Origin of the sequence: Haemophilus influenzae (assembly GCF_001457655.1) — a bacterium.
Lineage (GTDB): Bacteria > Pseudomonadota > Gammaproteobacteria > Enterobacterales > Pasteurellaceae > Haemophilus > Haemophilus influenzae.
On the sequence record NZ_LN831035.1, the window covers coordinates 627,502 to 653,461 of the forward strand.

Here is a 25,960-nt window from a genome sequence, read left to right on the forward strand (position 1 = left end):
AAAATTATGGGATTCAAATGTGGTATTGTGGGATTGCCAAATGTGGGCAAATCTACTCTTTTTAACGCACTCACTAAAGCTGGCATTGAAGCCGCAAACTATCCATTCTGTACTATCGAACCAAATACGGGTGTCGTGCCAATGCCAGATCCACGTTTAGACGCATTGGCAGAAATCGTTAAGCCTGAACGCATATTACCTACTACGATGGAATTCGTGGACATCGCAGGCTTAGTTGCGGGAGCAAGTAAAGGCGAGGGCTTGGGTAATAAATTCCTCGCTAATATTCGTGAAACCGATGCGATAGGTCACGTAGTGCGTTGTTTTGAAAACGATGACATTGTACACGTTGCAGGGAAAATTGATCCGCTTGATGATATTGAAACTATCAACACTGAATTAGCTTTAGCAGACTTAGACAGCTGTGAACGAGCAATCCAACGTTTACAAAAACGTGCAAAAGGTGGCGATAAAGAAGCTAAATTTGAACTTTCCGTTATGGAAAAAATCCTTCCTGTGCTTGAAAATGCTGGAATGATTCGTTCTGTTGGGTTAGATAAAGAAGAATTGCAAGCAATCAAGAGTTACAACTTCTTAACGTTAAAACCAACAATGTATATCGCAAACGTAAATGAAGATGGTTTTGAAAATAATCCATACTTAGATTGCGTTCGTGAAATTGCTGAAAAAGAAGGGGCAGTGGTCGTTCCAGTATGTGCTGCGATTGAATCTGAAATTGCAGAACTTGACGATGAAGAAAAAGTCGAGTTTTTACAAGATTTAGGCATTGAAGAACCAGGATTGAACCGAGTAATTCGTGCTGGTTATGCACTTTTAAATCTTCAAACTTATTTCACTGCTGGCGTAAAAGAAGTACGAGCTTGGACAGTTTCAGTCGGTGCAACCGCACCAAAAGCAGCAGCTGTAATCCACACCGACTTTGAAAAAGGCTTTATCCGAGCAGAAGTTATCGCTTACCAAGACTTTATCCAATTCAACGGTGAAAACGGTGCAAAAGAAGCGGGTAAATGGCGTTTAGAAGGCAAAGATTACATCGTACAAGATGGCGATGTAATGCACTTTCGATTCAACGTGTAAAAACACATAAAAAAATAACCGCACTTTTGACGCAGAAATAAAGGTGCGGTTTATATTTTTATTAAAGGAATATTATGTCATCTATTAAATATCGTCCAGAAATTGATGGACTACGCGCAATTGCTGTTATTTCAGTCATTATTTATCATCTTAATGAAAACTGGTTATCTGGTGGTTTTCTTGGGGTGGATATTTTCTTTGTTATTTCTGGTTTTCTGATTACGGGTATTATTATCACAGAAATTCAACAGAATTCTTTTTCGCTTAAACAATTTTATACTCGACGTATTAAACGAATTTATCCTGCTTTTATTACAGTGATGGCATTAGTGTCTTTCATTGCGTCTGTTATTTTTATTTATAATGATTTCAATAAATTAAGAAAAACCATTGAATTAGCTATTGCATTCCTATCTAATTTCTATCTAGGATTAACACAAGGTTATTTTGATTTAAGTGCAAATGAAAACCCTGTATTACATATTTGGTCATTAGCCGTAGAAGAACAATACTATCTTATTTTTCCACTTATCCTCATTTTAGCTTATAAAAAATTTAGAGAAATTAAAGTATTGTTTATTATAACGCTAATTTTGTTTTTTATTTTACTTGCGACATCTTTTGTTTCAGCTAACTTTTACAAAGAAGTATTGCATCAGCCTAATATTTATTATCTCTCTAACCTAAGATTTCCCGAATTACTTGTAGGATCTTTGTTGGCAATTTATCATAATCTTTCAAACAAGGTTCAATTGAGTAAGCAAGTAAATAATATTCTGGCTATCTTAAGTACATTACTATTATTTTCCTGCTTATTTTTAATGAATAATGATATTGCATATATTCCAGGTATTACTTTAATTCTCCCTTGTATTTTTACAGCATTAATTACACATCACAAAATAACATCGTTAAATTATGTTTATCTAATAAAGCAATAGTGTTTATTGGAAAAATTTCTTATTCTCTTTATTTATATCATTGGATTTTTATTGCGTTTGCTTATTATATAACGGGCGAAAAACAAATTAATAATCAATCTATCGCTATAGTAATAGTATTAACAATAATTTTTTCAGTTCTAAGTTATTATTTAATCGAACAGCCAATTAGAAAATCAAAACTAAACTTTAAACAAAGTTTTCTTTATATTTATTTTATTCCTTCTCTTTTACTCTTAGGATTTAATCTTTATAAAAGACAAACAATACGAGCTGAAAAAGAACACATTGAACAATCAATTCCTGTTTCTAATGAAAATCATTATCCTGCTAAGGTCATTATTTTAGGCGATTCTCATTCTTCACATTTAGAAGCTTTTCTAAACTATGTGGGAAATAAAGAAGGCTGGAAAGCAGATATTTTCAAAGATAAATTTGAATGTAGCTTTATTGTGAATGAACAATATCAATTAGATCCTAATTGCCAATCTGTATGGCAGAAAGATTCTCAATATAAAGCGATATTTATTTCAGCATTTTATGACTTGAGAATGGGCGGACAGCCAGTACCTCGTTTTAGACCCGAAACTTTCATTGAACCAGACTTTAAAGCGCGTTTTAAAAACACAGTGAAACAACTAGCGATGCAAAAGCCCGTATATGTTTTTGCTAATAATAGCTCAGTAAGTCGTTCTCCGCTGCGTGGTTATTTATTAGAAAATTATGGACTTGAAAAATATTTAACGCCAATTCATCGTATGGGCGATATTGATGCGAGTAACAAAATCATTCACGATTTAATCAAAGATATTCCTAATGTTTATTGGGTAGATGCTCAACAGTATTTACCAAAAGATAGCGTTATGGCAGAAGGAAAATATTTGTATGGAGATCAAGATCACTTAACAAATTTTGGTGCTTACTATATGGCAAAAGAATTTAGTAAATATCAACGAGTGATGACACCTGAACAAGTGAAAAAACTCTACGAGTAAAAACTAAAAGCGTTGAGCTATTTGCCCAACGCTTTTTTATATTTACTTAAGTACATCAACTAACTTCTCACCAATAGGTTTTCGCCAGCCAATCAGCAATTCTGGTAGTTTATCTTGAGAACAATCATATTTCCAAACCCATTTAATTAATTCATCCAAAGTGCGTTTACTCGCAACAATTTCAGGGGATAAACCTGCTGGTGTTAAGCTATTCACTTTTTCTTGCAACAATCGAATTGTTTTTTTATAACGAGGATCTTCAGAAATACGTTCAATAGGTTTTGGATAGTCATTAGAAGAAATACGTCTTGCTTGAGCAAGTAATTGCAAAATCTTCTTACCACGTACACGCACTTCATTTTCAGTTAATCCCATTTCCAACATTTCCGATATATTACGCGGATTATTCTTTGCCACTTTCCAAAGATTATCTGATTTCACAATATAAGAAAGTGCTAAATCACGCTCTATTGCCACGTTTTGTCGCCACTTCGCCAAAATTCTTAAACGAGACAATTCTAATGGATTTAATTTCCAAGCATTTGGAATATCTAAATACGCTTTTTCTGAATCTCGCTCTTGTAATTTATGCGTTTTAGAAAGAGCCAGTTCGCAATCATCACTTACGGCTTTTTCCCAAGGTGTTTTCGCTAACTCTTTTTCAAGAATATGATAAAGCGGTAACAAATACCAAACATCGCCTGCGGCATATTGAAGTTGAATATCAGAAAGGGGGCGTTTGATCCAATTGGTACGAGTTGCACCTTTATCGATTTCTATATTTAAATATTGTTGTGCTAATTTTGCCAAGCCTGCTGATGCGCCCAGCCCAATAAAGCGTGCCATAATTTGCGTATCAATCATTGGGCGTGGAAGCTGATCAAATTCTTGTAAGAAAACCAATAAATCTTCACTACAAGAATGTAAGATTTTTAATACCTTAGGATTGGCTAATAGTGCAATAAAAGGCGAAAAATCCGTAATCGCTAAAGGATCAATTAAAGAAACACGCTCGCCATCATAAAGTTGGATTAATCCCAACTTAGGAAAATAAGTGGAAACACGCATAAATTCTGTATCTAAGGCGACCGCACTTTTCTGTTGGGCTAAATTACAAACTTCTAATAGCGTAGCATTATCCGCAATGACCCTAAAGTGCGGTGGATTTTGACATTCTTTTATCATAGTGATTTTTTATTTGAAAAGAACAAAAATGGGATATTGCTATCCCATTTTGACATTAATGTTTTGAACGTTTTGCGATCTCTTCATCGCGTAAAACCCGACGTAAAATCTTACCTACATTGGTTTTTGGCAGTTCGTCTCGGAACTCAATTTCTTTTGGTATTTTATAGCCAGTGAGATATTGACGACAATGGTTGCGAAGTTCATCACGAGTTAAAGTATCGTCTTTTTTCACGACAAAGATTTTTATCGTTTCGCCAGAAACTGCGTGAGGAACACCAATTGCTACAGCCTCTGCTACTTTGTAATTCAGCATAACGACATCTTCAATTTCATTTGGATAGACATTAAAGCCAGAAACCAAAATCATATCTTTTTTACGATCTACAATGCGTAAACTATATGATTCATCCATAATGATAATATCGCCTGTTGCCATCCAACCATCTTTTAACACTTCACTCGTTGCTTCTGGTCGTTGCCAATAACCTCGCATTACTTGCTCGCCTTTAACCCATAATTCGCCAGCTTCGCCAATTTTTGCATCAGAACCATCATCTTTAATGATTTTTATATCAGTATTTGGCACTGGCACACCAATAGTACCATTATGTTTCACAACATTAATCGGACAAGCAGCGATTAATGGCGAACACTCTGTCATTCCATAACCCTCAATGATGTTACAGCCCGTTAATTCGTGCCAACGTGTTGCTACAGACTGTTGAATAGCCATACCGCCACCCACAGAAAGTTTCAACGCAGAAAAATCAACTTCTTTGAAATTTTCATTATTTAACAAAGCATTAAATAAGGTATTTACACCAGTGATTGCTTCAAAACGGTATTTTTTCAACTCTTTCACAAATCCTTCAATATCTCTCGGATTAGTAATTAAGATCGCCGTGACGCCTAATTCCAAAAATAATAAGCAGTTTACCGTTAAGGCAAATACGTGATAAAGAGGCAAGGCTAAAATAGCTGAACGAGTGCGAGAATGATCGCCAATAAAAGGCTCTGCAATCCATTTTGCTTGGAAGACATTGGTTATAATATTTCCGTGTGTCAGCATTGCACCTTTCGCCATGCCAGTTGTGCCGCCTGTGTATTGTAAAAAGGCTAAATCCTCACGCGACATTTCTGGACGAACATATTGGCGATATTTACCAATACTCAATACTTCACGGAATGTTACTGCGTGCGGTAATTTGTATTTCGGCACGAGTTTTTTCACATATTTCACAACAAAATTAATCAAAGTACGTTTACCAAATGAAAGTTGATCGCCCATTCGGGTAAGAATAACGTGTTTGACATTAGTATTGAAAACAACTTTTTCTAAGGTAGAAGCAAAATTTGATACCACGACAATCGCTACCGCACCACTATCTTGCAACTGATGTTCTAATTCTCTCGGTGTATAAAGTGGATTGACATTTACTGCAATTAAGCCAGCACGCAAAATGCCAAAAAGTGCGATGGGATATTGCAATAAATTTGGCATCATCAATGCCACGCGATCGCCACGTTGAAGTTTAAATTCATTTTGCAAATACGCGGCAAATGCACGACTGCGCTCTTCTAATTTACGGAAAGTAAGTACTTGCCCCATATTAATGTAAGCAGGGCGATCTGGATGTTCACGCACAGCTTTGTCGAACATATCCAAAATAGATTCATATTTTGAGGTATCCAGAAATTTTTCAGAACCTTCTGGATAATTTTGAAACCAAATTTTTTCCATTTTTTATCCTAATTTGTTGGAAAATCTTCAAGATTTTATCATTTAATTCAAATAATAGTGAATTTCAGGCTGAACATACCAAGGGCGATGTCGCCATCTAAAAAATCCCCAATCATCATCTTCATCCCAATCATCTGTTGGATAATTATAAGTGGTGCTGAGTGTCCAAATTCGATATTTATCAGCTTGAACAACAGGATAAGTATAATCAGCTTGTTCGATCTTGCCTTTCTCCGTCCCTGTTAATTGCCCACCCACCGTAATATAGCGTTCTTTTAAATTTTCAGGCTCAACAAAACCGTTGAAATAGACGATAAAGCGACCATCGGATTGAAATTCAACAAATGGTTTACCTGAAATTGATGATACGGGTAAACTTAACACTTCAATTTTTGTTTGATTTGCTAAAACGGTAGTATTGATAATTTTTCCTCCAAGTCGAACCGTTTTACAATGGCAGGTTAAATCCTGAGGAGAAATCTCGCGATAGGAATTAATAGAGAATCGCTCTTTTTCTAACCCTTTTGGTGGTGCAATACAGCCCGTTAATCCGAAACAAAGTGCGGTAAAAAATAAGGTGATTTTTCCTTTCATTTTCTATCCTCCAGTTATTTAAACTTATTCACGTCCTGGTAATTTTTTCCAAGTAACCTCGTTTCGCAAATAAATCGGTTCAATCTCTAAAGCTGAAATTGTGTGTTTTTGCAAAAATTCTACTCGTGCAAGTTCTAACATATATAAGGCATTAGGTAGTTCTATATCTGAGCCAGTTAGATTTTTTTCAGTAAATTGAGAATAAGCAGCCCAACCTGTCCCGACTCTAAATGCGTTATCATTTTGAAGCTGATTAATCGCTTGTTTTGGAGAACAAACTTGTTCGCTAATGATTTCTCGCCATTGAAAAACTTCCCCAAAATCTGACCGCACTTTTTCTCTCACTACTTGAGAAAAATAGACTTCATTCATTCTGGCATCAATTGCGGCAACGACATTTTCTGCTTGATGTAATTCAAATGCCGCCTGTGCCATTGCGGTTAAATTTGAAATTGGAATGACAGGCAAATCCGCACCAAACGCTAAACCTTGTGCAATCCCCGCACCAACACGAACGCCAGTAAAACTACCAGGCCCACGCCCAAAAGCTAAAGCATCAACTTGATTTAAACCTAAACCCGAATTTGCCAAAATTTCATCGATCATAGGTAAAATTCGTTTAGTGTGTGTGCGTTGTGCTAGTTCATTAATATGTGTTTTCTCACCACGATACAATAAAGCGACTGAACAGGCTTCAGTAGAGGTGTCCAACGCCAATAAAGTTAAATTTTGCATTATTATTCTCGTTTACTTATTTTGTAAGAATTGTATCACTTTGTTGAGATCACGGGTACGACTTGAGTTAGGTAAACTTTTCAAAAAAGTTTCGCCATAATTGCGCATCACTAATCGATTATCACAAATAATCACAACGCCACGATCTGTAACATCACGAATTAAACGTCCAACGCCTTGTTTCAAGGTAATTACCGCTTCAGGAATTTGAATATCATTGAATGGATCGCCACCTTGTAAACGACAATCCTCAATGCGAGCTTTCAACAAAGGCTCATCTGGCGCAGTAAAAGGAAGTTTATCAATAATCACTAAAGAAAGTGCATCGCCTCGCACATCTACACCTTCCCAAAAGCTAGAAGTTGCCACCAAAACGCTATGCGTTTCTTTTATAAATTGTTCGAGTAATTTGCCTTTTGAGGTTTCGCCTTGTAATAAAATCGAAAGATGACTTTTTTCACGGAAATATTCAGCTAAACCACGCATCATTGAATAAGAAGTGCAAAGAACAAAGCAACGCCCTTTGTTTGCTTCAATCACGGGTAATAACATTTCGCCTAGTGAATTTAATGTATTCACTTGATTAGTATTCGGCAAATATCGAGGCACACAAAGCAAAGACTGCTCAGAATAATTAAAGGGACTATATAAAATTTTTTGTGTCGCATTTTCAATGCCTAAACGTTGGCAGAAATGATTAAAAGTTCCCCCCACTTCTAATGTCGCAGATGTGAATATCCAAGCGGCTTCTTTCGCTTCGAGCTGAGCACCAAATTTATCGGCCACTGTCAATGGCGTAATATGTAAACCAAACTGGCGACCATTTCCTTCATACCAATAACAATAACCTACAATATTTGTTTCAGATAAACGCTTAAGCTGAATTTTAATGGACTCAACACGCTCAAAAATACTGTCTAAAGTTTGGGAACGACCAAGTGCTAATTTAATTACTTCAGATAAAAAATCTATTTTCTCTTGTAATAATTCAAAGGCTTTTTTCACCGCACTTTGCCTGTAAAGCTCACGCCAATTTCCTCGAACATTACTCCCATTACCCAGTAATAAACGAAAATCTTGTACCACTTTCAGTAAGGTATCAGATGTTGTGCCAAGCTGCTGCATATCTTTGAGCTCTGTGCGATAGACAATATTAATATCCTTGCATAAATCAAAAAGCTGGAGTGATGTTAAAGATTGACCAAAATATTGACTGGCAATATCTGGCAGCTGATGAGCTTCGTCAAAAATAATCACTTCTGCATTTGGAATAAGTTCGCCAAAACCACTTTCTTTTACAGCCATATCAGCAAAAAATAAATGATGATTAACTACAACCAAATCAGCATTTAATGCTTTTTTACGCGCACTTGCTACATAACATTCTGAATAATTAGGGCAATCGGTGCCTAAACAACTTTCAGCTGTACTCGTCAGTTGAGGAATAATTGGGCTATCTTCTGCAAGCTCGATACATTCTGTGAAATCGCCTGTTTTAGTACTATTGTTCCATTTTCGTACTTTACTTAATTCAGCTAAAACAGACTTATCTCCAAGCACACCTTGAGCAATCACTTGATCTAAACGCTCTAAACAAAGATAGTTTGCCCGACCTTTTAGCAACGCAATTTTTCCCGTGAAATTAAGGGCTTTTTTAATAGCTGGAAGATCTCGATTAAAAAGCTGATCTTGAAGATTTTTAGATCCTGTAGAAATAATGGTTTTTTTACCAAAAACTAAAGCAGGCGCCAGATATGCAAAGGTTTTTCCTGTCCCCGTTCCAGCTTCAACTACAAGAGAAGATTTATTTTGAATTGCTTTACCTACAGCATGTGCCATTTCAAGTTGTTCAGCTCGAGGACGAAAACCTTTGATATTTTGGCTTAATTCGCCATTTAGTGAGAAAATATTGGCAATTTGATTTTCGTAATCCATCTAGTAAAACATATTTTTAAAGTAAATAACTGCGAAGATTGTCGCATAGAAACGCTAAATATCAAGAATAAAAAATACTGGTGGTTTAAGATTACATAGAGGCTATTTTTAAAGAACGGTTATGCTTTGAATGGTTTTTGCTCAATGAGAAAGGTTAAAAATGATTTGTCATTACCTTATCTTTTGCTAGTCAGGCTAAAAGTGCGGTAAAAATTTTAGATGTTTTAAAATGAATAAAATCTTATTGAGTTTTTTCATAGATAGCTTGCTTATCCCAAAAACTGGTTCTAGAATACAGGGTTTATTGCGACCAATTGGGTGAGAATATGTTGGATAATTGCTTTTCTTTTCCTGTTCGTGTGTATTATGAAGATACTGATGCAGGTGGCGTAGTGTATCACGCTCGCTATTTGCATTTTTTTGAACGAGCAAGAACAGAATATTTGCGTACATTAAATTTTACGCAACAAACCTTACTAGAGGAACAACAACTCGCATTTGTTGTCAAAACGCTCGCCATTGATTATTGCGTGGCAGCAAAATTGGATGATTTACTTATGGTGGAAACAGAGGTTTCAGAAGTAAAAGGGGCTACAATCCTTTTTGAACAGAGACTGATGCGCAACACCCTGATGTTATCAAAGGCTACTGTTAAGGTAGCCTGTGTTGATCTAGGCAAGATGAAACCTGTGGCGTTTCCCAAAGAAGTTAAAGCGGCGTTTCATCACTTAAAATAATTTTTCGGAGTATGCAATGACTGCAGAATTGAATTTTTTAGATCTTTTTCTAAAAGCAAGTATTGTTGTGCAACTGGTAATTGTGATTTTGATTTCTTTCTCAATCATATCTTGGGCAATTATTATTCAACGTAGCCGTATTTTAACGAATGCCTTAAAAGAAGCACGTACGTTTGAAGATCGTTTCTGGTCAGGAGAAGATTTAAATAAACTTTATGAAGGGCTATCTAATCGTCGCGATGGATTAACGGGTAGCGAACAAATTTTTTGCGTGGGATTTAAAGAATTTTCACGTTTAAAACAAGTAAATCCAGACGCACCTGAAGCGATTATTAAAGGCACAATGCGCGCGATGAATCTTGCGATGAACCGTGAGATTGAAAGTTTGGAAAACCGAGTTCCATTCTTAGCCACAGTGGCATCTGTTAGCCCTTATATTGGTTTATTCGGAACTGTTTGGGGTATCATGCACGCTTTTATGGCATTAAGTGGTGCAAAACAAGCAACGTTACAGATGGTGGCACCAGGTATCGCTGAGGCCTTGATTGCCACTGCGATTGGTTTATTTGCCGCAATTCCTGCAGTAATGGCTTATAACCGTTTAAGCTTACGAGTGAATGCCATTGAACAAGATTACGGTAATTTTATTGATGAATTTACGACGATTTTACACCGTCAAGCCTTTGGTAAAGCCCCTCACTAAAAATAGGGAAAATTGACCGCACTTTGAAGAAAAAGTGCGGTAAAAATAAGTTAAAATTTTAGAGGAATATATGGCTCGTCGTCAGCGTAAAGCAATTAAATCTGAAATTAATATTGTGCCTTTTTTGGATGTGCTTTTAGTTTTAGTGTTAATTTTTATGGCAACCGCCCCTATTATTAGTCAAAGCGTTCAAGTTGAATTGCCTGATTCTGTGCAAAGCCAAGAGGTTTCTAATGAAGATAAAGTCCCCGTCATTCTTGAAGTGGCAGGCATTGGAAAATATGCGATTTCTATTGGCGGAGAACGTCAAGAAGGTTTAACAGAAGAAATGGTTACTCAATTATCTAGACAGGAATTTGATAAGAATAATAATACACTATTTTTAGTAGGCGGAGCTAAAGAAGTGCCTTATGAAGAAGTGATTAAGGCATTGAATTTACTTCATCTTGCAGGCATTAAATCTGTAGGTTTAATGACAAATCCCATTTAGCTAAGTAGGTAACACGTGCAAAATAATCGACAAAAGAAAGGAATCAATGCTTTTGCTATTTCTATCCTTTTGCACTTTATCTTGTTTGGCTTATTGATTTTAAGTTCACTTTATCACACTGTTGAAATTATGGGTGGTGGAGAAGGTGAAGGAGATGTAATAGGGGCAGTGATTGTTGATACGGGTACGGCTGCTCAGGAATGGGGGCGTATTCAACAACAAAAAAAAGGGCAAGCGGATAAACAAAAACGCCCAGAACCTGTTGTGGAAGAAAAACCACCTGAGCCTAATCAAGAAGAGATTAAGCATCAACAAGAAGTTCAACGACAAGAAGAGTTAAAACGTCAGCAAGAACAGCAACGTCAGCAAGAACAGCAACGTCAGCAAGAACAGCAACGTCAGCAAGAACAACAACGTCAGCAAGAAATAAAAAAACAACAAGAGCAAGCTCGTCAAGAAGCGTTGGAAAAACAGAAGCAAGCTGAAGAGGCTAAGGCTAAACAAGCGGCTGAAGCTGCAAAATTAAAAGCAGATGCAGAGGCTAAACGTTTAGCTGCTGCGGCAAAACAAGCTGAAGAAGAGGCTAAAGCGAAAGCCGCAGAAATTGCTGCTCAAAAAGCAAAACAAGAGGCGGAAGCTAAGGCAAAACTAGAAGCGGAAGCTAAGGCAAAAGCCGCCGCTGAAGCTAAAGCAAAGGCTGAAGCGGAGGCAAAAGCGAAAGCTGATGCAGAAGCTAAGGCAAAACTAGAAGCGGAAGCTAAGGCAAAAGCCGCCGCTGAAGCTAAAGCAAAGGCTGAAGCGGAGGCAAAAGCAAAAGCTGATGCAGAAGCTAAAGCGAAAGCCGCTGCTGAGGCAAAAGCTAAAGCTGCTACGGAAGCGAAACGTAAAGCAGATCAAGCAAGCCTAGATGATTTCTTAAATGGCGGAGATATTGGTGGCGGCAGTGCATCTAAAGGGGGAAACACAAATAAAGGTGGAACTCAAGGTAGCGGTGCTGCACTTGGCTCTGGCGATGGTGGTAAGGTTGGGGATCAATACGCAGGTGTAATTAAGAAAGAGATTCAACGTCGTTTCTTAAAAGATCCAAATTTTGCAGGAAAGGTTTGTCGTATTAAAATTCAATTAGGTCGAGATGGCACAATCTTGGGGTATCAAAAAATTTCAGGCTCTGATGATATTTGTTCAGCTGCATTAAGTGCGGTGGCTAGAACGAAAAAAGTTCCAGCTGCGCCATCAGATGAAATTTATGAAAAATATAAATCACCAATTATTGACTTTGATATTCGATAATTCTTTAGAAAAATTTATTGTTAAATTTTAAAGGTAACAAAATGAAATTATTAAAACGTTTAGTGAGCGTATTTGCGATTGTACTTGCTGTTGGAAGCAATGCATTCGCTGGCGATGAAGTACGCATTGTCATTGATGAAGGGGTTGATGGTGCGCGCCCTATTGCTGTCGTGCCATTTGTTGGTTCTGCACCAGAAGATATTAGCAAAATAGTTGCAGATGATTTACGTAACAGTGGTAAGTTTAATCCTATTGCGGTGTCTCAAATGCCTCAACGCCCAACTTCAGCAGCAGAGGTAAATCCTGAGGCTTGGTCGAATATTGGAATTGACGCAATTGTAATTGGACAAGTGGTTCCATCGGGTAATGGTTATAGTATTACTTATCAATTAATTGATACGGTTGGTGCATCAGGTACGCCAGGGGCTGTATTAATGCAAAATAGCTATACAGTGACAAATAAATGGTTACGCTATGGAGCGCATACTGTGAGTGATGAAGTTTTTGAAAAATTAACTGCGATCCGTGGTGCCTTTAGAACTCGTATCGCTTATGTTGTGCAAAAAAATGGCGGTTCGCAACCTTATGAAGTTCGTGTAGCAGATTATGATGGCTATAATCAATTTATCGTCAATCGTAGTGCCCAACCAATTATGTCTCCAGCTTGGTCTCCAGACGGCCAGCGTTTGGCTTATGTATCGTTTGAAAATAAAAAATCACAACTTGTTGTACAGGATTTAAATTCTGGCGCACGTAAAGTAGTGGCATCTTTTCAAGGGCATAATGGCGCACCAGCCTTTTCGCCAGATGGTTCTCGTTTAGCTTTTGCTTCTTCTCGTGATGGTGTTCTGAATATTTACGTTATGGGAGCAAATGGCGGTACACCTACTCAATTGACGAGTGGTGCGGGTAATAATACTGAACCAGCGTGGTCGCCAGACGGAAATTCAATTTTATTTACATCCGATAGAAGTGGTTCGCCACAAGTTTATCGAATGGATGCAAGCGGAGGTAGTGCAACAGCAGTGGGTGGTCGCGGCAGCGCGCAAATTAGTGCAGATGGAAAAACACTTGTGATGATTAATGGTAACAATAATGTAGTTAAACAAGATCTCACAACGGGCGTTTCAGAGGTACTTAGTACATCTTTTCTAGGCGAAAGTCCAAGCCTCTCTCCAAATGGAATTATGATTATTTATAGTTCTACACAGGGCTTAGGAAAGGTGCTACAATTGGTTTCTGCAGATGGTCGCTTTAAGGCGAGCCTTCCAGGAAGTGATGGTCAAGTTAAATTTCCAGCTTGGTCTCCATACTTAACTAAATAAAAAACTCATTTAGGAGAAATCTAATGAACAAATTTGTTAAATCATTATTAGTTGCAGGTTCTGTAGCTGCATTAGCAGCTTGTAGTTCATCTAACAACGATGCTGCAGGCAATGGTGCTGCTCAAACTTTTGGCGGTTACTCTGTTGCTGATCTTCAACAACGTTACAATACCGTTTATTTCGGTTTTGATAAATATGACATTACTGGTGAATACGTTCAAATCTTAGATGCGCACGCTGCATATTTAAATGCAACGCCAGCTGCTAAAGTATTAGTAGAAGGTAACACTGATGAACGTGGTACACCAGAATACAACATCGCATTAGGCCAACGTCGTGCAGATGCAGTTAAAGGTTATTTAGCTGGTAAAGGTGTTGATGCTGGTAAATTAGGCACAGTATCTTACGGTGAAGAAAAACCTGCAGTATTAGGTCATGATGAAGCTGCATATTCTAAAAACCGTCGTGCAGTGTTAGCGTACTAATTCTTAGTATTTCTAATACTTGAAAAACAGGATCCATTTTTTATTGGATTCTGTTTTGTTTTCATCGTTTGTAATTTAACCAATTAGCTTGAACGAATGAATTTATTCTTTCGATTCTAGAGCAAATGCGTTATCATAAATCCATTAGTACAGTGGGTCGTTAGCTCAGTCGGTAGAGCAGCGGACTTTTAATCCGTTGGTCGAAGGTTCGAATCCTTCACGACCCACCACTCTCTGATTTAGTTGTCCAGTTGGGTTGTTAGCTCAGTTGGTAGAGTAGCGGACTCTTAATCCGTCGGTCGAGAGTTCGAGCCTCTCACAACCTACCAAATAGAGTTTTCTAAGTATTGTAAGTTTTCTCTTTAGAATTAATAACTTACGTACTTTTTGTTTCTGGATAATCATCCAGTTTGTCGTTTTCTGCTATTCTGCTTTACCTAGCAAGGCGAGTGTTTGACGAGAATTTGACTTGATTCACGTATGACAATAAATGGTCGGCATTTAGGTGTGCATACTTCTGAACCATTTCTATCGTTTCCCATCCGCCTAACTCTTTGAGTACCATTAGCGGTGTTCCGCGTTGGATATGCCAGCTTGCCCAAGTGTGACGTAAATCATGAAATCGGAAATTCTTAATATTGGCTCGCTGCAAGGCGCGCTTAAAATCCCTTCGTGAAATATCATCACGTAGTTTCCCTGTTCCGCTATGAAAAACATAGGGAGACACTTGATATTTCATCCTTTCTTTGATTAGATTAATTGCGTCATCACTTAAAGGCAGAGAACGTCCACGTCCAGATTTTGCAATATCGCCAGTAACTATTGCCATTTTGTTAGCAAAATTAATTTTATCCCACGTCATTGACAAAATCTCCGTCATTCTAGCCCCCGTCAATAAGGCGAACTGGCAGACATCTTTCATCCAATTAAGATTTAAGCTATCTAATAATCGCTCTGCTTCCTTTTCAGTAATCCAGCGGATGCGTTTTTTGGGTTCGCTATTTTTAGCGATATAAGGCACGACATCAATCCAACCAGCTTGCTTTGCCAGATTGATTGCCCGCATAATGGACGAACGATAGCGGTTTTGGGTTGCTGGGGAAAGTATTTTCCCTGTGCGTACAACGTGCGTAGGAATCGCATTTTGAATATCTTCACTTGTTAAAGAACTAAGCAGCTTGTTCCCGATTTCATCGCACCAATATTTGGCGTGCTGAATTTTGGTGAGTTTGTCTTTTTTATGCTCTGCGTCTTTGAGCAATAAAATTAAGGCTTGCTCCACCGTTTTTTCGGGCTTTTTGTTAAGCTGCTCCACTTGCCATGCTTCGTGCTTGAGCTTATCGTGGAGATGTTGAGCTAATTTTTTGTCAGTTGTTTTACTACTGCATCGAACTCGCTCGCCGCTTGGTGTGGTAAAATCGATTTGCCACACGCCATTTTTATTTTTGCGGATCGGCATTTTTGTTTCTCCTGTGTATCACCGACCTTCGCATATAGATCGCTGAGATTTTCAGCTTTTTTGCGATTGCGATCAAGATCGGATTTAAAAACTCGCCACATTCTAGACCCTTCCATTTGGAAAAATCCCCACTTTAATTTATTTTTCCGCACGGTTGTTTCGCTAAGGTTCAAGCACTTTGCAACATCGCGAATAGTGAGCGTTTGTTCCATATTTCCTCCAATAAAAAACCGCCCATAAGAGCGGTTATAATGATTTATTTTAGTTAGCCCACTTCATCTAACTTATTCATCTTTTTGTAAAGAGGATAGGGCGATTTAATGGGTTGTAAATGGGTTTTAAAAATCGTTCGGGTCGTCGTCTTCCTCTAGCTCTATCACATCAAGCCGTTGAATAACTTCAAATTTAGCTAAAAAACGCAGTCTGTTCTCAAAATCACCATCTCTCCATACATACATAACTTCGCGTTCCGGTTCTTCAAACATATCCCAGGAATAAGCGTTTTCTTTCGCGATATGTAAAGCGACATTATCAAAACACCTACTTTCATCTTCCCATGTATTTCCATCATCATTGTTTGTAGGATTGTTACTTTCCAATGCGTAACGATATAAATATTTAGCCATAATTTATTCCTCCGGTGGTTGTGGTAGCGGTTGCCAATAAATAACCTCCACTTCCTCGCCAGGGTTTTCATCCGATTCCCAATACGGAATTAAACAACCTTCACAATCCGACTTATCGTCATATAAATACCAGCCAAGACCAACAGCCCAATGATCACCATCCTCAGTAAAATAAATTAGGTGTTTGTTAGTTGCATTACGATACTCTAAGTCGGTAGAAAATGGTTCTGGTAGTTCGTTTGCACAATTAATCCAGCCATTATTTTCACTCATTTTTCCCCTCCAAAATTGCTTTGCGTTTTGCTTTAATAATTGGCGTAACTACCCGTTTAATCGCCAGTTGCAATTCACCTATAAAGGTCTCATCTTTCATATTGTCAAATGCAATACCCATCAACTTCGTCAAACACACCACCTTCCCAGTCTAATAGCACGATATTTCCGCCTAACACTTGCGTATTTTTTGATATTTTAAGTTGATCACGTTGGTAGTCGTCCATTTCAACTTCGATTGTTATGCGGACTTTTTGGGTTATTTCATTGCTCATTTCCTACTCCTTTTCCTTTGTAACTTGGATATTCAGATCTCAAAATCCGATAACAATTTGTTTTTAACTCAAAAATGCTTCTCGGCAGAGCGTTAATAGGCAATGTTTTACAGGCTCTCCCGGTGTCGTCCATACCATACGGCACACCGATTGCGCGCCAACATCGTGCGGCATGTACCGCTGCGTCTTTAACCACATCCGAGTTAATCACAAAGCTATTCGGCCCAATGCGTTGCAACAAAACACCTTGTGCCATAAGCTTTTTAACCCGCCGTCTAAATTGACTTTCGCTTAATCCAGAGCCTTCAATAAGGTGTCTTACACTCAATATTGCAAAGTCTTCTGCTCTTTTCTCTGCATGATCATCGCTATACGTGCCAACACTGCCACCGATATACGTTACCAAGGTGTGTTGTGCGATGCGGTCTAATGTTTCATCCCAGATATACTCAAGGATATGTTCGTCTAGCACTTTCATATCTTCCCCAATCTCATTCTCATCCCTGACAACCGCTCCGAACATTTAATCCATTCGCTCATATCACACCACCAATACATATAATAGCCATTCTGTGAATCCTTTCATGCTTACTCCTAATATAAATCTTCTGAGAACAGAATATCTGAGTTTGGTGAACCAGATAAACGAATTACTTGGTTCTGAGCTTTAGCAATTTCCATTGCTTCTTTACGACCTACAAAACGACCTTTATTAGTTAGAAACCCTTGTTCCCAATCTAAAAGAGCATACTTGTATTGTTTTTCTAATTCTTTAATCTGCTTACGCATGAATGGGTCATAGTGTCTTAAACCATATACTTCATGGATAATCTCACCGCCATCTTCATTTGTACCATCTCTTTCATCTACAAACACTTGGCAAGCAGAGCATACAATTCTTTCAGGAATATCTACATATTCTCTTTTTTGGTTTAAGAGTTTAATAAATTCATTGAATAATGTTTGTCTTTCTTCAGGCGTTTGTTGTTTGATTAAATTAATAATATCCATCACTTACTCCATCATACTCTTCATAAAATCAAGCCATTTTTGAGCATCTTCTTTTGTGCGGAAACATTGACCATTTATCATCAAGTTAGCTGCACAATCTGCATAAAACGAAAAATATCTAATCACTCCATCGCTTAAATAGAAAAACTCATCGCCAATATGTGGTTTAAACGGCTTAGGTAAAGTGCTTGTGTCGAATTTTGGATCAAGTTTTTTTACAAAGAACCATTCCATGGTCAGATTAGCGAGCCATGGTTGGATGATGCCATCTTCCGGCTGCATCACAAACTCGCCGTTTTTAGTTTTGGCGATAACTTTTAGAGGTAAATCAGGATTACCATCACATAGCACTAGAAAATTCTCCTTGTAAGCCTTTTCCAACACTTGTTCTGAGGTTAGTTTATGTTCTTCCCACATTCCGACAATATCAAGACCACCTTGACATGAACAGTAAGCACCGCAATCTTTCCAGTTTTCCGATGCGCCCTTGATAGTACCATCTTTATTAAAAATAATGCCTAGCAATGGATAAATTTCAGTGGATCCGCCCGGATATGAAAATTCATCAGGAATGCGGTAATAAACTATAGCTTTCAAACCATTACGTAATTTAACAGGCTCGCCATTTAAAGCTGCATCTAAGTTAAATTCTTTCATTTTCTATCTCCATTAAAACAAAAGGCACTCACTTGGAACGCCTATTGGATTTATTTGTTTAAATAATTAATCATTCTTTCCCCGATCCACTTAATAACCGGTACAGCCATACTATTGCCGATAGCTTTATAGCGCGGGCTATCCGGGCAATCTTCGGCTGGTTTATTTCGATACGATATTTGCGTATAACCTGGAGGAAAACCTTGTAATTTTTCGCATTCTGAAGGGGTAAGTTTGCGAATGTTTTGGTTGATGCTCATGCATGGAATGTTATTCCCACCTGTCCCCATTCTTGCGGTAAGTGTTGGCGTAGTGCCGTCCTTTTGTATGCGCACAACATCGCGTCGGTCTGAAATATCGAACAAAACATTTTCCTGCCCATTATTGCGCCCTAGGCAGTGGGCAGTTGATGTTGAAATAATCGGGTCTTGCGTACCATGTACTACAATAGTTTCAGAGCCACCACCAAGCGCCCCACCACTAGCTTTTACTAGCCCCCCCAATACGGATTGGCGATACGTTCCAAAGCTTCCCTCAGCGTAGCAGGTAAAACCTTGTTGCGTTTTTCCGCACGATTGAGAATACCCTTGCAAGCTTTTGCGCTCAAAAAGTATTTGGGCGACGCTTCTTTCTCTAGCACTTGCCACAAGGAACACGCGCTTGCGTCGTTGGGCGAGTCCGAAGTATTGAGCATTGAGTGTTCGCCACGCGACAGTTCGAGCTGAATGCAATAAACCTGCGTTTGTCCATTTTCGCCCTGTTGGCTGCAATGGCTGACGTTCTTGAACCAGTCCAGCCAAAAAGTGTCCGAATGCGTTGTCCTTGGTGGATAGTACACCCGGAACGTTTTCCCACAACAAAACGCACGGCTGCTTACCGTCTTGGTATCTAACATAATCAATAGCCTCTAATATGTGTATTAAAGTTAACGTGAGATTTCCGCGGTCGTCATCTAACGAGTTTCGCAAACCAGCGACAGAAAATGCTTGACAAGGAGTACCACCAACAAGCACATCAGGCGCAGGAATTTCACGGTTTAAGATTTTTTCGGGTAAGGTGGTCATATCACCAAGATTTGGGATGTTGGGATAATGATAAGCAAGCACGGCGCAAGGAAAAGGCTCAATTTCGCTAAACCACAGCGGTTTACTTAAGCCTTTCCATGCCACGCTTACCGCTTCAATCCCTGAACAGATTGAACCGTAGGTAAACATAGTGCGGTTATTTTTTCCTCTGTTTTGGATTAATCACAGGCAACACAGGTACAAGTGGTTTTGCTGTTGTAACTGTTGTTGATGTGCTGCTGCGGCTTTCATTTATCCAGTCAAATAGTTCCTCCCACGAATCGTAGTCAAGTTTGTGGAATGCGTTATTTCGGTCGCTTGCCCAGCGTTTCAGATGCTCATTAATATCGCGAGTAATTACCTCTCGAGTATTACTGCTTAACACGCTCCAGTAGGTTTTAACATCGTGAATAGTTTCGCTAACGATATAAGTATGTCGTGGCAAGCTGTATCGGACGTGACTAATCATTAAATTTTGGAATTTATGTAAGGGGAGTTTGATGTTAATTTCATTCATTTTCGTTTGCTTTTCTTTTTACGTTTACTAAAAATACGTTCTTGTTTTATTGCTCTAAGCTCAGTTTCAAGCGTCGCATTTTCTCGTTTTAGTTGATTGTTCTCAGCTTCCAGACTTTTAATTAATTCACCCAATTTTCGTAGCTTCAATTCATGGAGTTCGATAGATTTATCAATATGTTTATCCAATCGTCTAAGATCGTCTATCAGGACTTTTTCAGCTAGCCGTTTAAGTAATCTCATAATCTATCCCTAATCCCGCCAAATTCTTTTATTAGGCTATCCACTGTTTTACCAAGCACGCTCGCCATTAAGACAAAGTCTACATCAAAACGAGCAGTTACATCTTCTTTTACAATATCATCGTTCTGCTCGGTGATATTGTCGTCAAATTTCAGGCGTTTAAGCGTGCCATCTTCAACCAAGATAAATTTAAGGTTGTTTTCCCACTCAAGCGCGAGTTTAGAGATCAAGCCATTTTGAACAAGATCGATAATTTCCTCGTCTTCAATATCTTTTTGTTTACAGTGGATAACGCCAAGATCTTCTTTTTCGCGGATTTCCACTTCCTTACGCAAGATTAGCCAATCAGGTGCAGTATCTGTAACCCATCTTGTCATTACTTCACACGGCGCACAGTTAAACGCCAACGGTACTACTGGCAAGCTGCCAAGCGATTTACGCAAAAGTGCAAGTACATCTTCGGCTGTTTTACTTGATGCTGTATCAACAAAGATAAGTTGTTTCAACGTGTCGATATAAAGTGCGGTCGTTTTGATACGAGAAAACGCTTGCGGAAGTAGGGTAGCTATCACATCATCTTTTAAAGATGATCGTTCTACTTTCTTTAATTTTCGCTGTTCTTTTTCTTCAAGTGCAGTGATTCGTTTATTGAGTTCACGATTCACAACTTCCACAGGCAAAATCTTCTCTTCTCGTTTAGCTACAAGTAAGATTTTTCCGTTCGCTTGATGTGCTAAATTTTCGCTGGTGACGAGCGGAGCAGACCAACCGAAATGGCTAACATCTGCTGAACCACACGGAGTAAATTCACATTCTTTGAGTTGTTTTTCGATATTCTCAAAGTCTATTTGTTTTGTTAATTGGTAAATAATTGCATTTCTGAACCAGTACATTTTTATTATTCCTCATAAATAAAAGCCGCTAATTAATAGCGGCAGATTTTAAGCATCATCTTCGTAGTAGTGTTCTTCAACCACGAATCTATCACTACCATAGATAGGTTCTCTATATGGTTTTTTAGTCGTCTTTAACCTCAACAAACTCACCTATCTCATCTAACGTGTACCAAGTATCAGCTTTGATGTTATTTTCACCGACTTTTGATGCTTTGATATGGATTAGCTCGCCATCATGATTGCGATATACACAAACAATAGCACCATTAATACTCGCCTTAGCTTTAGATTGCCAACCAAGCGCAACAGCTATAGATTGCTTGCCAGATACTTCCGCTACCGACTGATCGCCTGCATTAGTCGCTGCCGACTGATCGCCTGTATTAGTCGCTACCGACTGATCGCCTGTATTAGTCGCTGCCGACTGATCGCCAGTATTAGTCGCTACCGACCGATAGCCTGTATTAGTCGCTGCCGACTGATAGCCTGTATTAGTCGCTGCCGACCAATAGCCTGTATTAGTCGCTGCCGACCGATAGCCTGTATTAGTCGCTGCCGACCAATAGCCTGTATTAGTCGCTGCCGACTGATCGCCTGTATTAGTCGCTGCCGACCAATAGCCTGTATTAGTCGCTGCCGACCGATAGCCTGTATTAGTCGCTGCCGACCAATAGCCTGTATTAGTCGCTGCCGACCGATCGCCTGTATTAGTCGCTGCCGACCAATAGCCTGTATTAGTCGCTGCCGACTGATCGCCTGTATTAGTCGCTACCGACCGATAGCCTGTATTAGTCGCTACCGACCGATAGCCTGTATTAGTCGCTGCCGACTGATCGCCTGTATTGGACACCTTGGCAGCATCCCAATCAACTTTACCTTTTATCCATTCAACGGCTTTTTTTATCATTTCCGGTAAGTTAATTTCGGTTTCGATCGTGATTTTTGCAGATGCAATTTTTGTATCATCACTATCTTTTGATGTTTCGCCGCTCATTTTAACTACAGCAAATTTACTTACCGCTGGACTGTAATAGCTAAGCACATCAAGCGGGTATTCGCAGGCGTGGAATCCACTCTCACAAGCCTTAACATTACCTTTATGCTCATACGTTTTGCCTACCTCATACTGATAACCTCGACAAGTCCAGTCTTGCTTAAACCCTTTATAAGCTATAATTTCTTTGTTTTCTTCAGCCATTTTTATCTCTCAAATTTAGATAATAAAAAAGCCACTATTGGTTAGTGGCTTGTGGTGTAACTCAAAACGGAACATCATCATTAAACCCGTCTTGTTCAGCCGCTGCGTTTAATGGGTCGGGTTTTTCTTTGTCTTTGTTGGCTGTTGTGTTTCATTGTTTGCCTTGCTGTCTAGCATTTCAAAGGATTGTGTCGCTACTTTAAGTGCGGTGCGGTTATTGCCGTTTTGGTCTTGCCAGCTTTCCTGTACTAGTTTTCCTGTTACGCAGATTTTTGAGCCTTTTTGCAGATATTGTCTTGCTACATCAGCAGAGTTGCCGTGTACCACAATGGGTATCCAATGCGTACGTTTAACTGTATTACCTTGTTTATCTCGGTAATCATCGCCGATAGCAAGATTAAATGTGGCAATTTGCCCGCCATTTTGGAATTGGCGGATTTCTGGGTCACTGCCTAAATGACCGACTAATATCACGGTGTTGGTATTACGTGCCATTAGCGCATCTCCTGTATAAGTTGTTGATAATATTCTTGAGCAATTTCTACTCGCTCTTTGATTTTCTCGATGATTTTCTCATCACGTTTAATTGTGACCGTCGTGATACGTTTTTCTTGGGGGATTTGCTCAACCAAGTCAATGTATCTGTTTGGATCGTCATAGCTTGATAATTGCTCGTAAGGGGTAGGGAGGAGGACAAAATCAATCTGTGCCTCACTACAATCCCATAGCCACATATAGCCTTGCATTTGTGCGTCATACCCAGCTTTTTTAGCTTTTTCTTCCGCCTCATCAGCAAAAAAAGGGTGTGAGCCAATATCCCAAGAACATTTAGTGTCTATGATTAATTTTCGACTTGGCACATAAATATCGCACTCGCCTGTAATCCAATCGTTTTCACGTCTTTCCGTGTTCTTTTTAAGTGGTAAGCCACGTTTACGACCGCTTAACTTAATAGCTTGTTCTTCTAGTGCGATACCTTTCTCGGTGTATTTATTGCCTTCGAAATCTTGATAGCCAAACAGGTCATATTTAACTATCTTTCTTACCGCACTTTTTGCGGTCGCCGATATTCCATTACCGCTTTTAGGCTTTACCATTAAATCAGCCAAGCCAGAGCATTTAGCTTTGAGTTGGTACATTTCCATTCTCAATTGCCTCCAACTCCGCAATCTGCTCTTGGCTAAATTCATACGCCCCACTATCACAAAGTTCTTGTAGGGTGGTTTCGCCGTTAGCAATGCTTTGTTTGCATCGCTCGAATGTATTGCTATCTACGCTTGAATTTATAATTGGCTTTTCAGGTTCAAAATCGAACCAGTCTTTAGGGTGTGACATACCGTCTCTTAACGATTGATAAATGGTTCTTAATTGGACGACTTGGGCAGGGCGCAATGATTCAAATTTACATTGATAACGCTTTCCAATCATGTCCTGCGTTACTCCAAAGTTATCAAAGAAAATACCAGCCATTTTCTTTAATCCTTCTGGGGAAACATCTTCATTTGCTTTCAATGTAACTGAGCATTGTTTAACTGCGGCCTCTATTACATCGCCAGGGATAACCCCTAAAATACAAGCTCTTAATCGTCTAGAGCCATTATTTGCTACTACTTCATATATATCTCTAGGGTCTGTAAGAATTTGTTTTCCTTTTTTTGTATATCTAACGTGTGGTACTTGAAAGACCTTAACTTGTCTTGTATTTGTTTGAATATCCCAAGCAAAAGCCTCAACAGTACTTTCTCCATTAGATTGACTTAATTCTCTGATACCGAATTGAATATTTCCCCATTCTTGAGCCAATGTCTCAGCTAGTCGGATTGATGGACCTTCTACTGATTGTCCTCCTCTAGGGTAGGAGTAAACCGCACTTTGAGCCAAAGTCTTTCTTGTACAAGATTTTAAAATTCGGTCCATTGCATCAATTGGATCGCGTGGGAATCGTTTCGCTATAACCATCATAGCCTGTACTTCTTGGCTTTCTCTTGCCGATTGAGTATCAATCATCCCATTGTGTTGTTCATTTTCTTTTATTTCTGTAGAGAAAATGTTTGCTATTTCCACCATATCTCATCTCCATTAATCTGGGTCATAATCATTCATTCTTGCGTGCAATTCACGCTCGGCAATTTTCTTAATCGCCTCTTGTCTATAAGGCTCATAACTTGCACCGCTACCAATAGCAAGCCAGAAATTATCGTTATCACACAGCATTTCCGTGAGTTCGTGATAATGCGTTTGATCGCCTTGTTTTAAATCATTGTCGATTTCAGTAGCGACTTCATCTAAAGCGATTTCATAGCCTGCTTGCCAATCCACTTTACGTTGGTGAGCCGCATCAAGTTGAGCGTAGTGATCAGCGTAAGGTTTCATTGTTTACTCCAAGTGCGGTTAATTTCTGCTTGTTTTTGTGCGGTGTAATCCTGCAGTTCTTTTTCTGCTGCCAGTGTAAGATTAGGCGGTAAACATACACCGTTTTCATATATGCCCCCTTTCAGTTCACATCGGGTTTCTTGTTGGATTTGTTGGCTTAATTCGTTATCGTGCCAATCGGTGGGGTGGGCATTGGCGTGTAGGCTAATCCCACCCACAATCATGGCAATAATCAAGGCGGCGAGAAAATAGCAGATTCTGTTTAGCCATTTTTCACTGCCTTTCATAAAGTGCGTGAAGCTTTGTTTTTCTTGGCGTAATGGGGTTTTCGAGTGTTTCATTTGGGGCTCCTTGTTAGATATTAAGCATTTTTTCTTTTGCGATTTTGCAGCTGTCTTTTTTGATTTCAAAGCCATAGGACGGGCGGTTAAGCTCTCGTGCGGCGCGTAGCGTGGATGCACTGCCAGCAACTGGATCAATCACTACATCGCCCTCATCGGTAAAGATTTCGATGAGGCGTTTTAACACGGCAATGGGCTTTTGTGTCGGGTGCAGTTTAGGGATTTCCTTGCGGTTGTCCTTTTCCCATTCGAACCAGTTTTTAATCATTTTGCCGTTGTTGTTAAATTTCGGCAGTTTATCGCGGTATAAAATCAAGGCATATTCTGTTGCGCCGACGACTTTCATATTCGCTTTGAGCACCTGTGGTGATGATGATTTAATAAACACCAAAGGGATGTGATTTTTAAAGCCGTGCTGCTTGGCGTAATCAATCACCATTGAGATTTGCTGGAAAGCGCAGAACACAATCATACAAGGGGCTTTGCCGCGTTCTTTCGGTTCTTTGATGAGCATTTTTGAACAAAAATGCATAAATTCGGCAATGCGGAAATCTTTATCTGTATCAAAAAAACTACTGTTGGCTTTGTCGCTTTCGCCGTTTTTGTTATCGCCGTTTACATACCATTCAGGGTTTGAAGCGTAAGCATTATTACCGAGATTGTAGGGAATGTCGGCGATGACTAGCTGCGCTTTTGGGATGTGGTAGCGTTTGTAGTTTTGGAAGTGATCGTTGAATAATTCGGTTTTCATTTTTGTTTCCTTTTTAGTCG

The 25,960-nt window shown here is 39.0% G+C and carries 31 protein-coding genes, 2 tRNA genes and 2 pseudogenes; 10 read left to right on the forward strand and 25 right to left on the reverse strand.

What is annotated here, in order from left to right:
• Positions 1–6 precede the first annotated feature (6 nt).
• Both ychF and AT683_RS03090 read left to right on the forward strand, forming a co-directional pair.
• Entirely contained in the window at positions 7–1,098 is a 1,092-nt protein-coding gene (ychF, locus tag AT683_RS03085; protein ID WP_058222172.1) for a redox-regulated ATPase YchF, read from the forward strand.
• 74 nt (positions 1,099–1,172) lie between these two features.
• A pseudogene (locus AT683_RS03090) lies at positions 1,173–3,034 on the forward strand (acyltransferase family protein).
• Between the two features lie 42 nt (positions 3,035–3,076).
• Here AT683_RS03090 and rnd read toward each other — a convergent pair.
• Genes rnd through yoaA form a run of 5 tightly spaced genes read right to left on the reverse strand, consistent with a single transcriptional unit; the run spans position 3,077 to position 9,227 of the window.
• Complete coding sequence (gene rnd, locus AT683_RS03095) at positions 3,077–4,219, reverse strand: ribonuclease D (RefSeq protein WP_011961709.1); 1,143 nt, start codon at positions 4,217–4,219, stop codon at positions 3,077–3,079.
• Between the two features lie 55 nt (positions 4,220–4,274).
• Complete coding sequence (gene fadD, locus AT683_RS03100) at positions 4,275–5,963, reverse strand: long-chain-fatty-acid--CoA ligase FadD (protein WP_011961710.1); 1,689 nt, start codon at positions 5,961–5,963, stop codon at positions 4,275–4,277.
• A 42-nt stretch (positions 5,964–6,005) separates the two neighbouring features.
• The gene (locus AT683_RS03105) at positions 6,006–6,557 is read right to left on the reverse strand and encodes a Slp family lipoprotein (protein ID WP_005686834.1); all 552 of its coding nucleotides are present in this window, start codon (positions 6,555–6,557) and stop codon (positions 6,006–6,008) included.
• Between the two features lie 24 nt (positions 6,558–6,581).
• Positions 6,582–7,292: a tRNA (adenosine(37)-N6)-threonylcarbamoyltransferase complex dimerization subunit type 1 TsaB gene (gene tsaB, locus AT683_RS03110; RefSeq protein ID WP_058222173.1), complete on the reverse strand. Its 711-nt coding sequence runs from the start codon at positions 7,290–7,292 to the stop codon at positions 6,582–6,584.
• Between the two features lie 12 nt (positions 7,293–7,304).
• Positions 7,305–9,227, reverse strand: a complete 1,923-nt coding sequence (yoaA, locus tag AT683_RS03115) for a DNA repair helicase YoaA (RefSeq protein ID WP_011961712.1) — start codon at positions 9,225–9,227, stop codon at positions 7,305–7,307.
• A gap of 326 nt (positions 9,228–9,553) precedes the next feature.
• Between yoaA and ybgC the strand changes: the two genes are divergently transcribed.
• From ybgC to AT683_RS03155, 8 genes are all read left to right on the forward strand, one after another.
• Positions 9,554–9,964 (forward strand): tol-pal system-associated acyl-CoA thioesterase, encoded by a 411-nt coding sequence (gene ybgC, locus AT683_RS03120; protein ID WP_005649192.1) that lies wholly within the window; start codon positions 9,554–9,556, stop codon positions 9,962–9,964.
• Positions 9,965–9,980: 16 nt separating this feature from the next.
• A complete protein-coding gene (gene tolQ / locus AT683_RS03125) occupies positions 9,981–10,667 on the forward strand; it encodes a protein TolQ (protein WP_005649191.1) in 687 nt (228 codons plus the stop codon).
• Positions 10,668–10,737: 70 nt separating this feature from the next.
• Positions 10,738–11,157, forward strand: coding sequence for a colicin uptake protein TolR (gene tolR / locus AT683_RS03130; protein WP_011961713.1), 420 nt, complete (start codon positions 10,738–10,740; stop codon positions 11,155–11,157).
• 15 nt (positions 11,158–11,172) lie between these two features.
• Positions 11,173–12,447, forward strand: a complete 1,275-nt coding sequence (gene tolA / locus AT683_RS03135) for a cell envelope integrity protein TolA (RefSeq protein ID WP_058222174.1) — start codon at positions 11,173–11,175, stop codon at positions 12,445–12,447.
• 41 nt (positions 12,448–12,488) lie between these two features.
• Positions 12,489–13,772 (forward strand): Tol-Pal system beta propeller repeat protein TolB, encoded by a 1,284-nt coding sequence (gene tolB / locus AT683_RS03140; protein ID WP_011272014.1) that lies wholly within the window; start codon positions 12,489–12,491, stop codon positions 13,770–13,772.
• Positions 13,773–13,795: 23 nt separating this feature from the next.
• A complete protein-coding gene (gene pal, locus AT683_RS03145) occupies positions 13,796–14,257 on the forward strand; it encodes a peptidoglycan-associated lipoprotein Pal (protein WP_005652235.1) in 462 nt (153 codons plus the stop codon).
• Positions 14,258–14,411: 154 nt separating this feature from the next.
• A tRNA-Lys gene (locus AT683_RS03150) sits at positions 14,412–14,487 on the forward strand.
• A gap of 23 nt (positions 14,488–14,510) precedes the next feature.
• A tRNA-Lys gene (locus AT683_RS03155) sits at positions 14,511–14,586 on the forward strand.
• A 104-nt stretch (positions 14,587–14,690) separates the two neighbouring features.
• On the opposite strand, the gene AT683_RS03160 is transcribed toward AT683_RS03155, so the two are convergent.
• The 20 genes and pseudogenes from AT683_RS03160 to AT683_RS03250 all read right to left on the reverse strand — a co-directional run bounded on the left by AT683_RS03160 (position 14,691) and on the right by AT683_RS03250 (position 25,940).
• Positions 14,691–15,716, reverse strand: a complete 1,026-nt coding sequence (locus AT683_RS03160; protein WP_050845889.1) for a tyrosine-type recombinase/integrase — start codon at positions 15,714–15,716, stop codon at positions 14,691–14,693.
• Positions 15,614–15,928: a helix-turn-helix domain-containing protein gene (locus tag AT683_RS09650; RefSeq protein WP_005651299.1), complete on the reverse strand. Its 315-nt coding sequence runs from the start codon at positions 15,926–15,928 to the stop codon at positions 15,614–15,616. Before AT683_RS09650 ends, AT683_RS03160 begins: the two co-directional genes overlap by 103 nt.
• A gap of 126 nt (positions 15,929–16,054) precedes the next feature.
• Positions 16,055–16,342, reverse strand: a complete 288-nt coding sequence (locus AT683_RS03170) for a hypothetical protein (RefSeq protein WP_005668273.1) — start codon at positions 16,340–16,342, stop codon at positions 16,055–16,057.
• 3 nt (positions 16,343–16,345) lie between these two features.
• The gene (locus AT683_RS03175; protein WP_005668271.1) at positions 16,346–16,615 is read right to left on the reverse strand and encodes a DUF551 domain-containing protein; all 270 of its coding nucleotides are present in this window, start codon (positions 16,613–16,615) and stop codon (positions 16,346–16,348) included.
• Positions 16,608–16,736: a hypothetical protein gene (locus tag AT683_RS09975; protein ID WP_005668269.1), complete on the reverse strand. Its 129-nt coding sequence runs from the start codon at positions 16,734–16,736 to the stop codon at positions 16,608–16,610. The genes AT683_RS03175 and AT683_RS09975 overlap by 8 nt, the downstream gene beginning before the upstream one ends.
• Positions 16,720–16,890, reverse strand: coding sequence for a hypothetical protein (locus AT683_RS09845; protein ID WP_005668267.1), 171 nt, complete (start codon positions 16,888–16,890; stop codon positions 16,720–16,722). The genes AT683_RS09975 and AT683_RS09845 overlap by 17 nt, the downstream gene beginning before the upstream one ends.
• A complete protein-coding gene (locus AT683_RS03185; protein WP_005668266.1) occupies positions 16,880–17,413 on the reverse strand; it encodes a hypothetical protein in 534 nt (177 codons plus the stop codon). Before AT683_RS03185 ends, AT683_RS09845 begins: the two co-directional genes overlap by 11 nt.
• Positions 17,414–17,484: 71 nt before the next feature.
• Positions 17,485–17,901: a Y16D family protein gene (locus tag AT683_RS03190; RefSeq protein WP_005651292.1), complete on the reverse strand. Its 417-nt coding sequence runs from the start codon at positions 17,899–17,901 to the stop codon at positions 17,485–17,487.
• Between the two features lie 3 nt (positions 17,902–17,904).
• Positions 17,905–18,558, reverse strand: coding sequence for a hypothetical protein (locus tag AT683_RS03195; RefSeq protein WP_038440643.1), 654 nt, complete (start codon positions 18,556–18,558; stop codon positions 17,905–17,907).
• Positions 18,559–18,608: 50 nt separating this feature from the next.
• Positions 18,609–19,772: a DNA cytosine methyltransferase gene (locus AT683_RS03200; protein ID WP_038440645.1), complete on the reverse strand. Its 1,164-nt coding sequence runs from the start codon at positions 19,770–19,772 to the stop codon at positions 18,609–18,611.
• 7 nt (positions 19,773–19,779) lie between these two features.
• Positions 19,780–20,139 (reverse strand): hypothetical protein, encoded by a 360-nt coding sequence (locus AT683_RS03205; RefSeq protein ID WP_038440647.1) that lies wholly within the window; start codon positions 20,137–20,139, stop codon positions 19,780–19,782.
• On the reverse strand, positions 20,136–20,381 hold the full coding sequence (locus AT683_RS03210) for a hypothetical protein (RefSeq protein ID WP_005668254.1): 246 nt from the start codon (positions 20,379–20,381) through the stop codon (positions 20,136–20,138). The genes AT683_RS03205 and AT683_RS03210 overlap by 4 nt, the downstream gene beginning before the upstream one ends.
• Positions 20,378–21,274 (reverse strand): recombination-associated protein RdgC, encoded by an 897-nt coding sequence (rdgC, locus tag AT683_RS03215; RefSeq protein ID WP_038440649.1) that lies wholly within the window; start codon positions 21,272–21,274, stop codon positions 20,378–20,380. The genes AT683_RS03210 and rdgC overlap by 4 nt, the downstream gene beginning before the upstream one ends.
• A 124-nt stretch (positions 21,275–21,398) precedes the next feature.
• Positions 21,399–22,475, reverse strand: a complete 1,077-nt coding sequence (locus AT683_RS03220; RefSeq protein ID WP_058222175.1) for a DUF7666 domain-containing protein — start codon at positions 22,473–22,475, stop codon at positions 21,399–21,401.
• 61 nt (positions 22,476–22,536) lie between these two features.
• A pseudogene (locus AT683_RS03225) lies at positions 22,537–22,970 on the reverse strand (single-stranded DNA-binding protein).
• A complete protein-coding gene (locus AT683_RS03230) occupies positions 22,970–23,620 on the reverse strand; it encodes a translocation protein TolB precursor (protein WP_042599564.1) in 651 nt (216 codons plus the stop codon). The pseudogene AT683_RS03225 and the gene AT683_RS03230 overlap by 1 nt, the downstream one beginning before the upstream one ends.
• Positions 23,595–24,542: a hypothetical protein gene (locus AT683_RS09850; protein WP_042599563.1), complete on the reverse strand. Its 948-nt coding sequence runs from the start codon at positions 24,540–24,542 to the stop codon at positions 23,595–23,597. The genes AT683_RS03230 and AT683_RS09850 overlap by 26 nt, the downstream gene beginning before the upstream one ends.
• A 12-nt stretch (positions 24,543–24,554) precedes the next feature.
• Positions 24,555–24,848 carry a hypothetical protein gene (locus AT683_RS03240; RefSeq protein ID WP_042599562.1) on the reverse strand — a complete coding sequence of 98 codons (294 nt, stop codon included), beginning with the start codon at positions 24,846–24,848 and terminating at the stop codon, positions 24,555–24,557.
• On the reverse strand, positions 24,845–25,189 hold the full coding sequence (locus tag AT683_RS03245; protein WP_005651091.1) for a hypothetical protein: 345 nt from the start codon (positions 25,187–25,189) through the stop codon (positions 24,845–24,847). The genes AT683_RS03240 and AT683_RS03245 overlap by 4 nt, the downstream gene beginning before the upstream one ends.
• Before the next feature lie 13 nt (positions 25,190–25,202).
• A complete protein-coding gene (locus tag AT683_RS03250; RefSeq protein ID WP_005651093.1) occupies positions 25,203–25,940 on the reverse strand; it encodes a DNA-methyltransferase in 738 nt (245 codons plus the stop codon).
• Between the last annotated feature and the right edge of the window lie 20 nt (positions 25,941–25,960).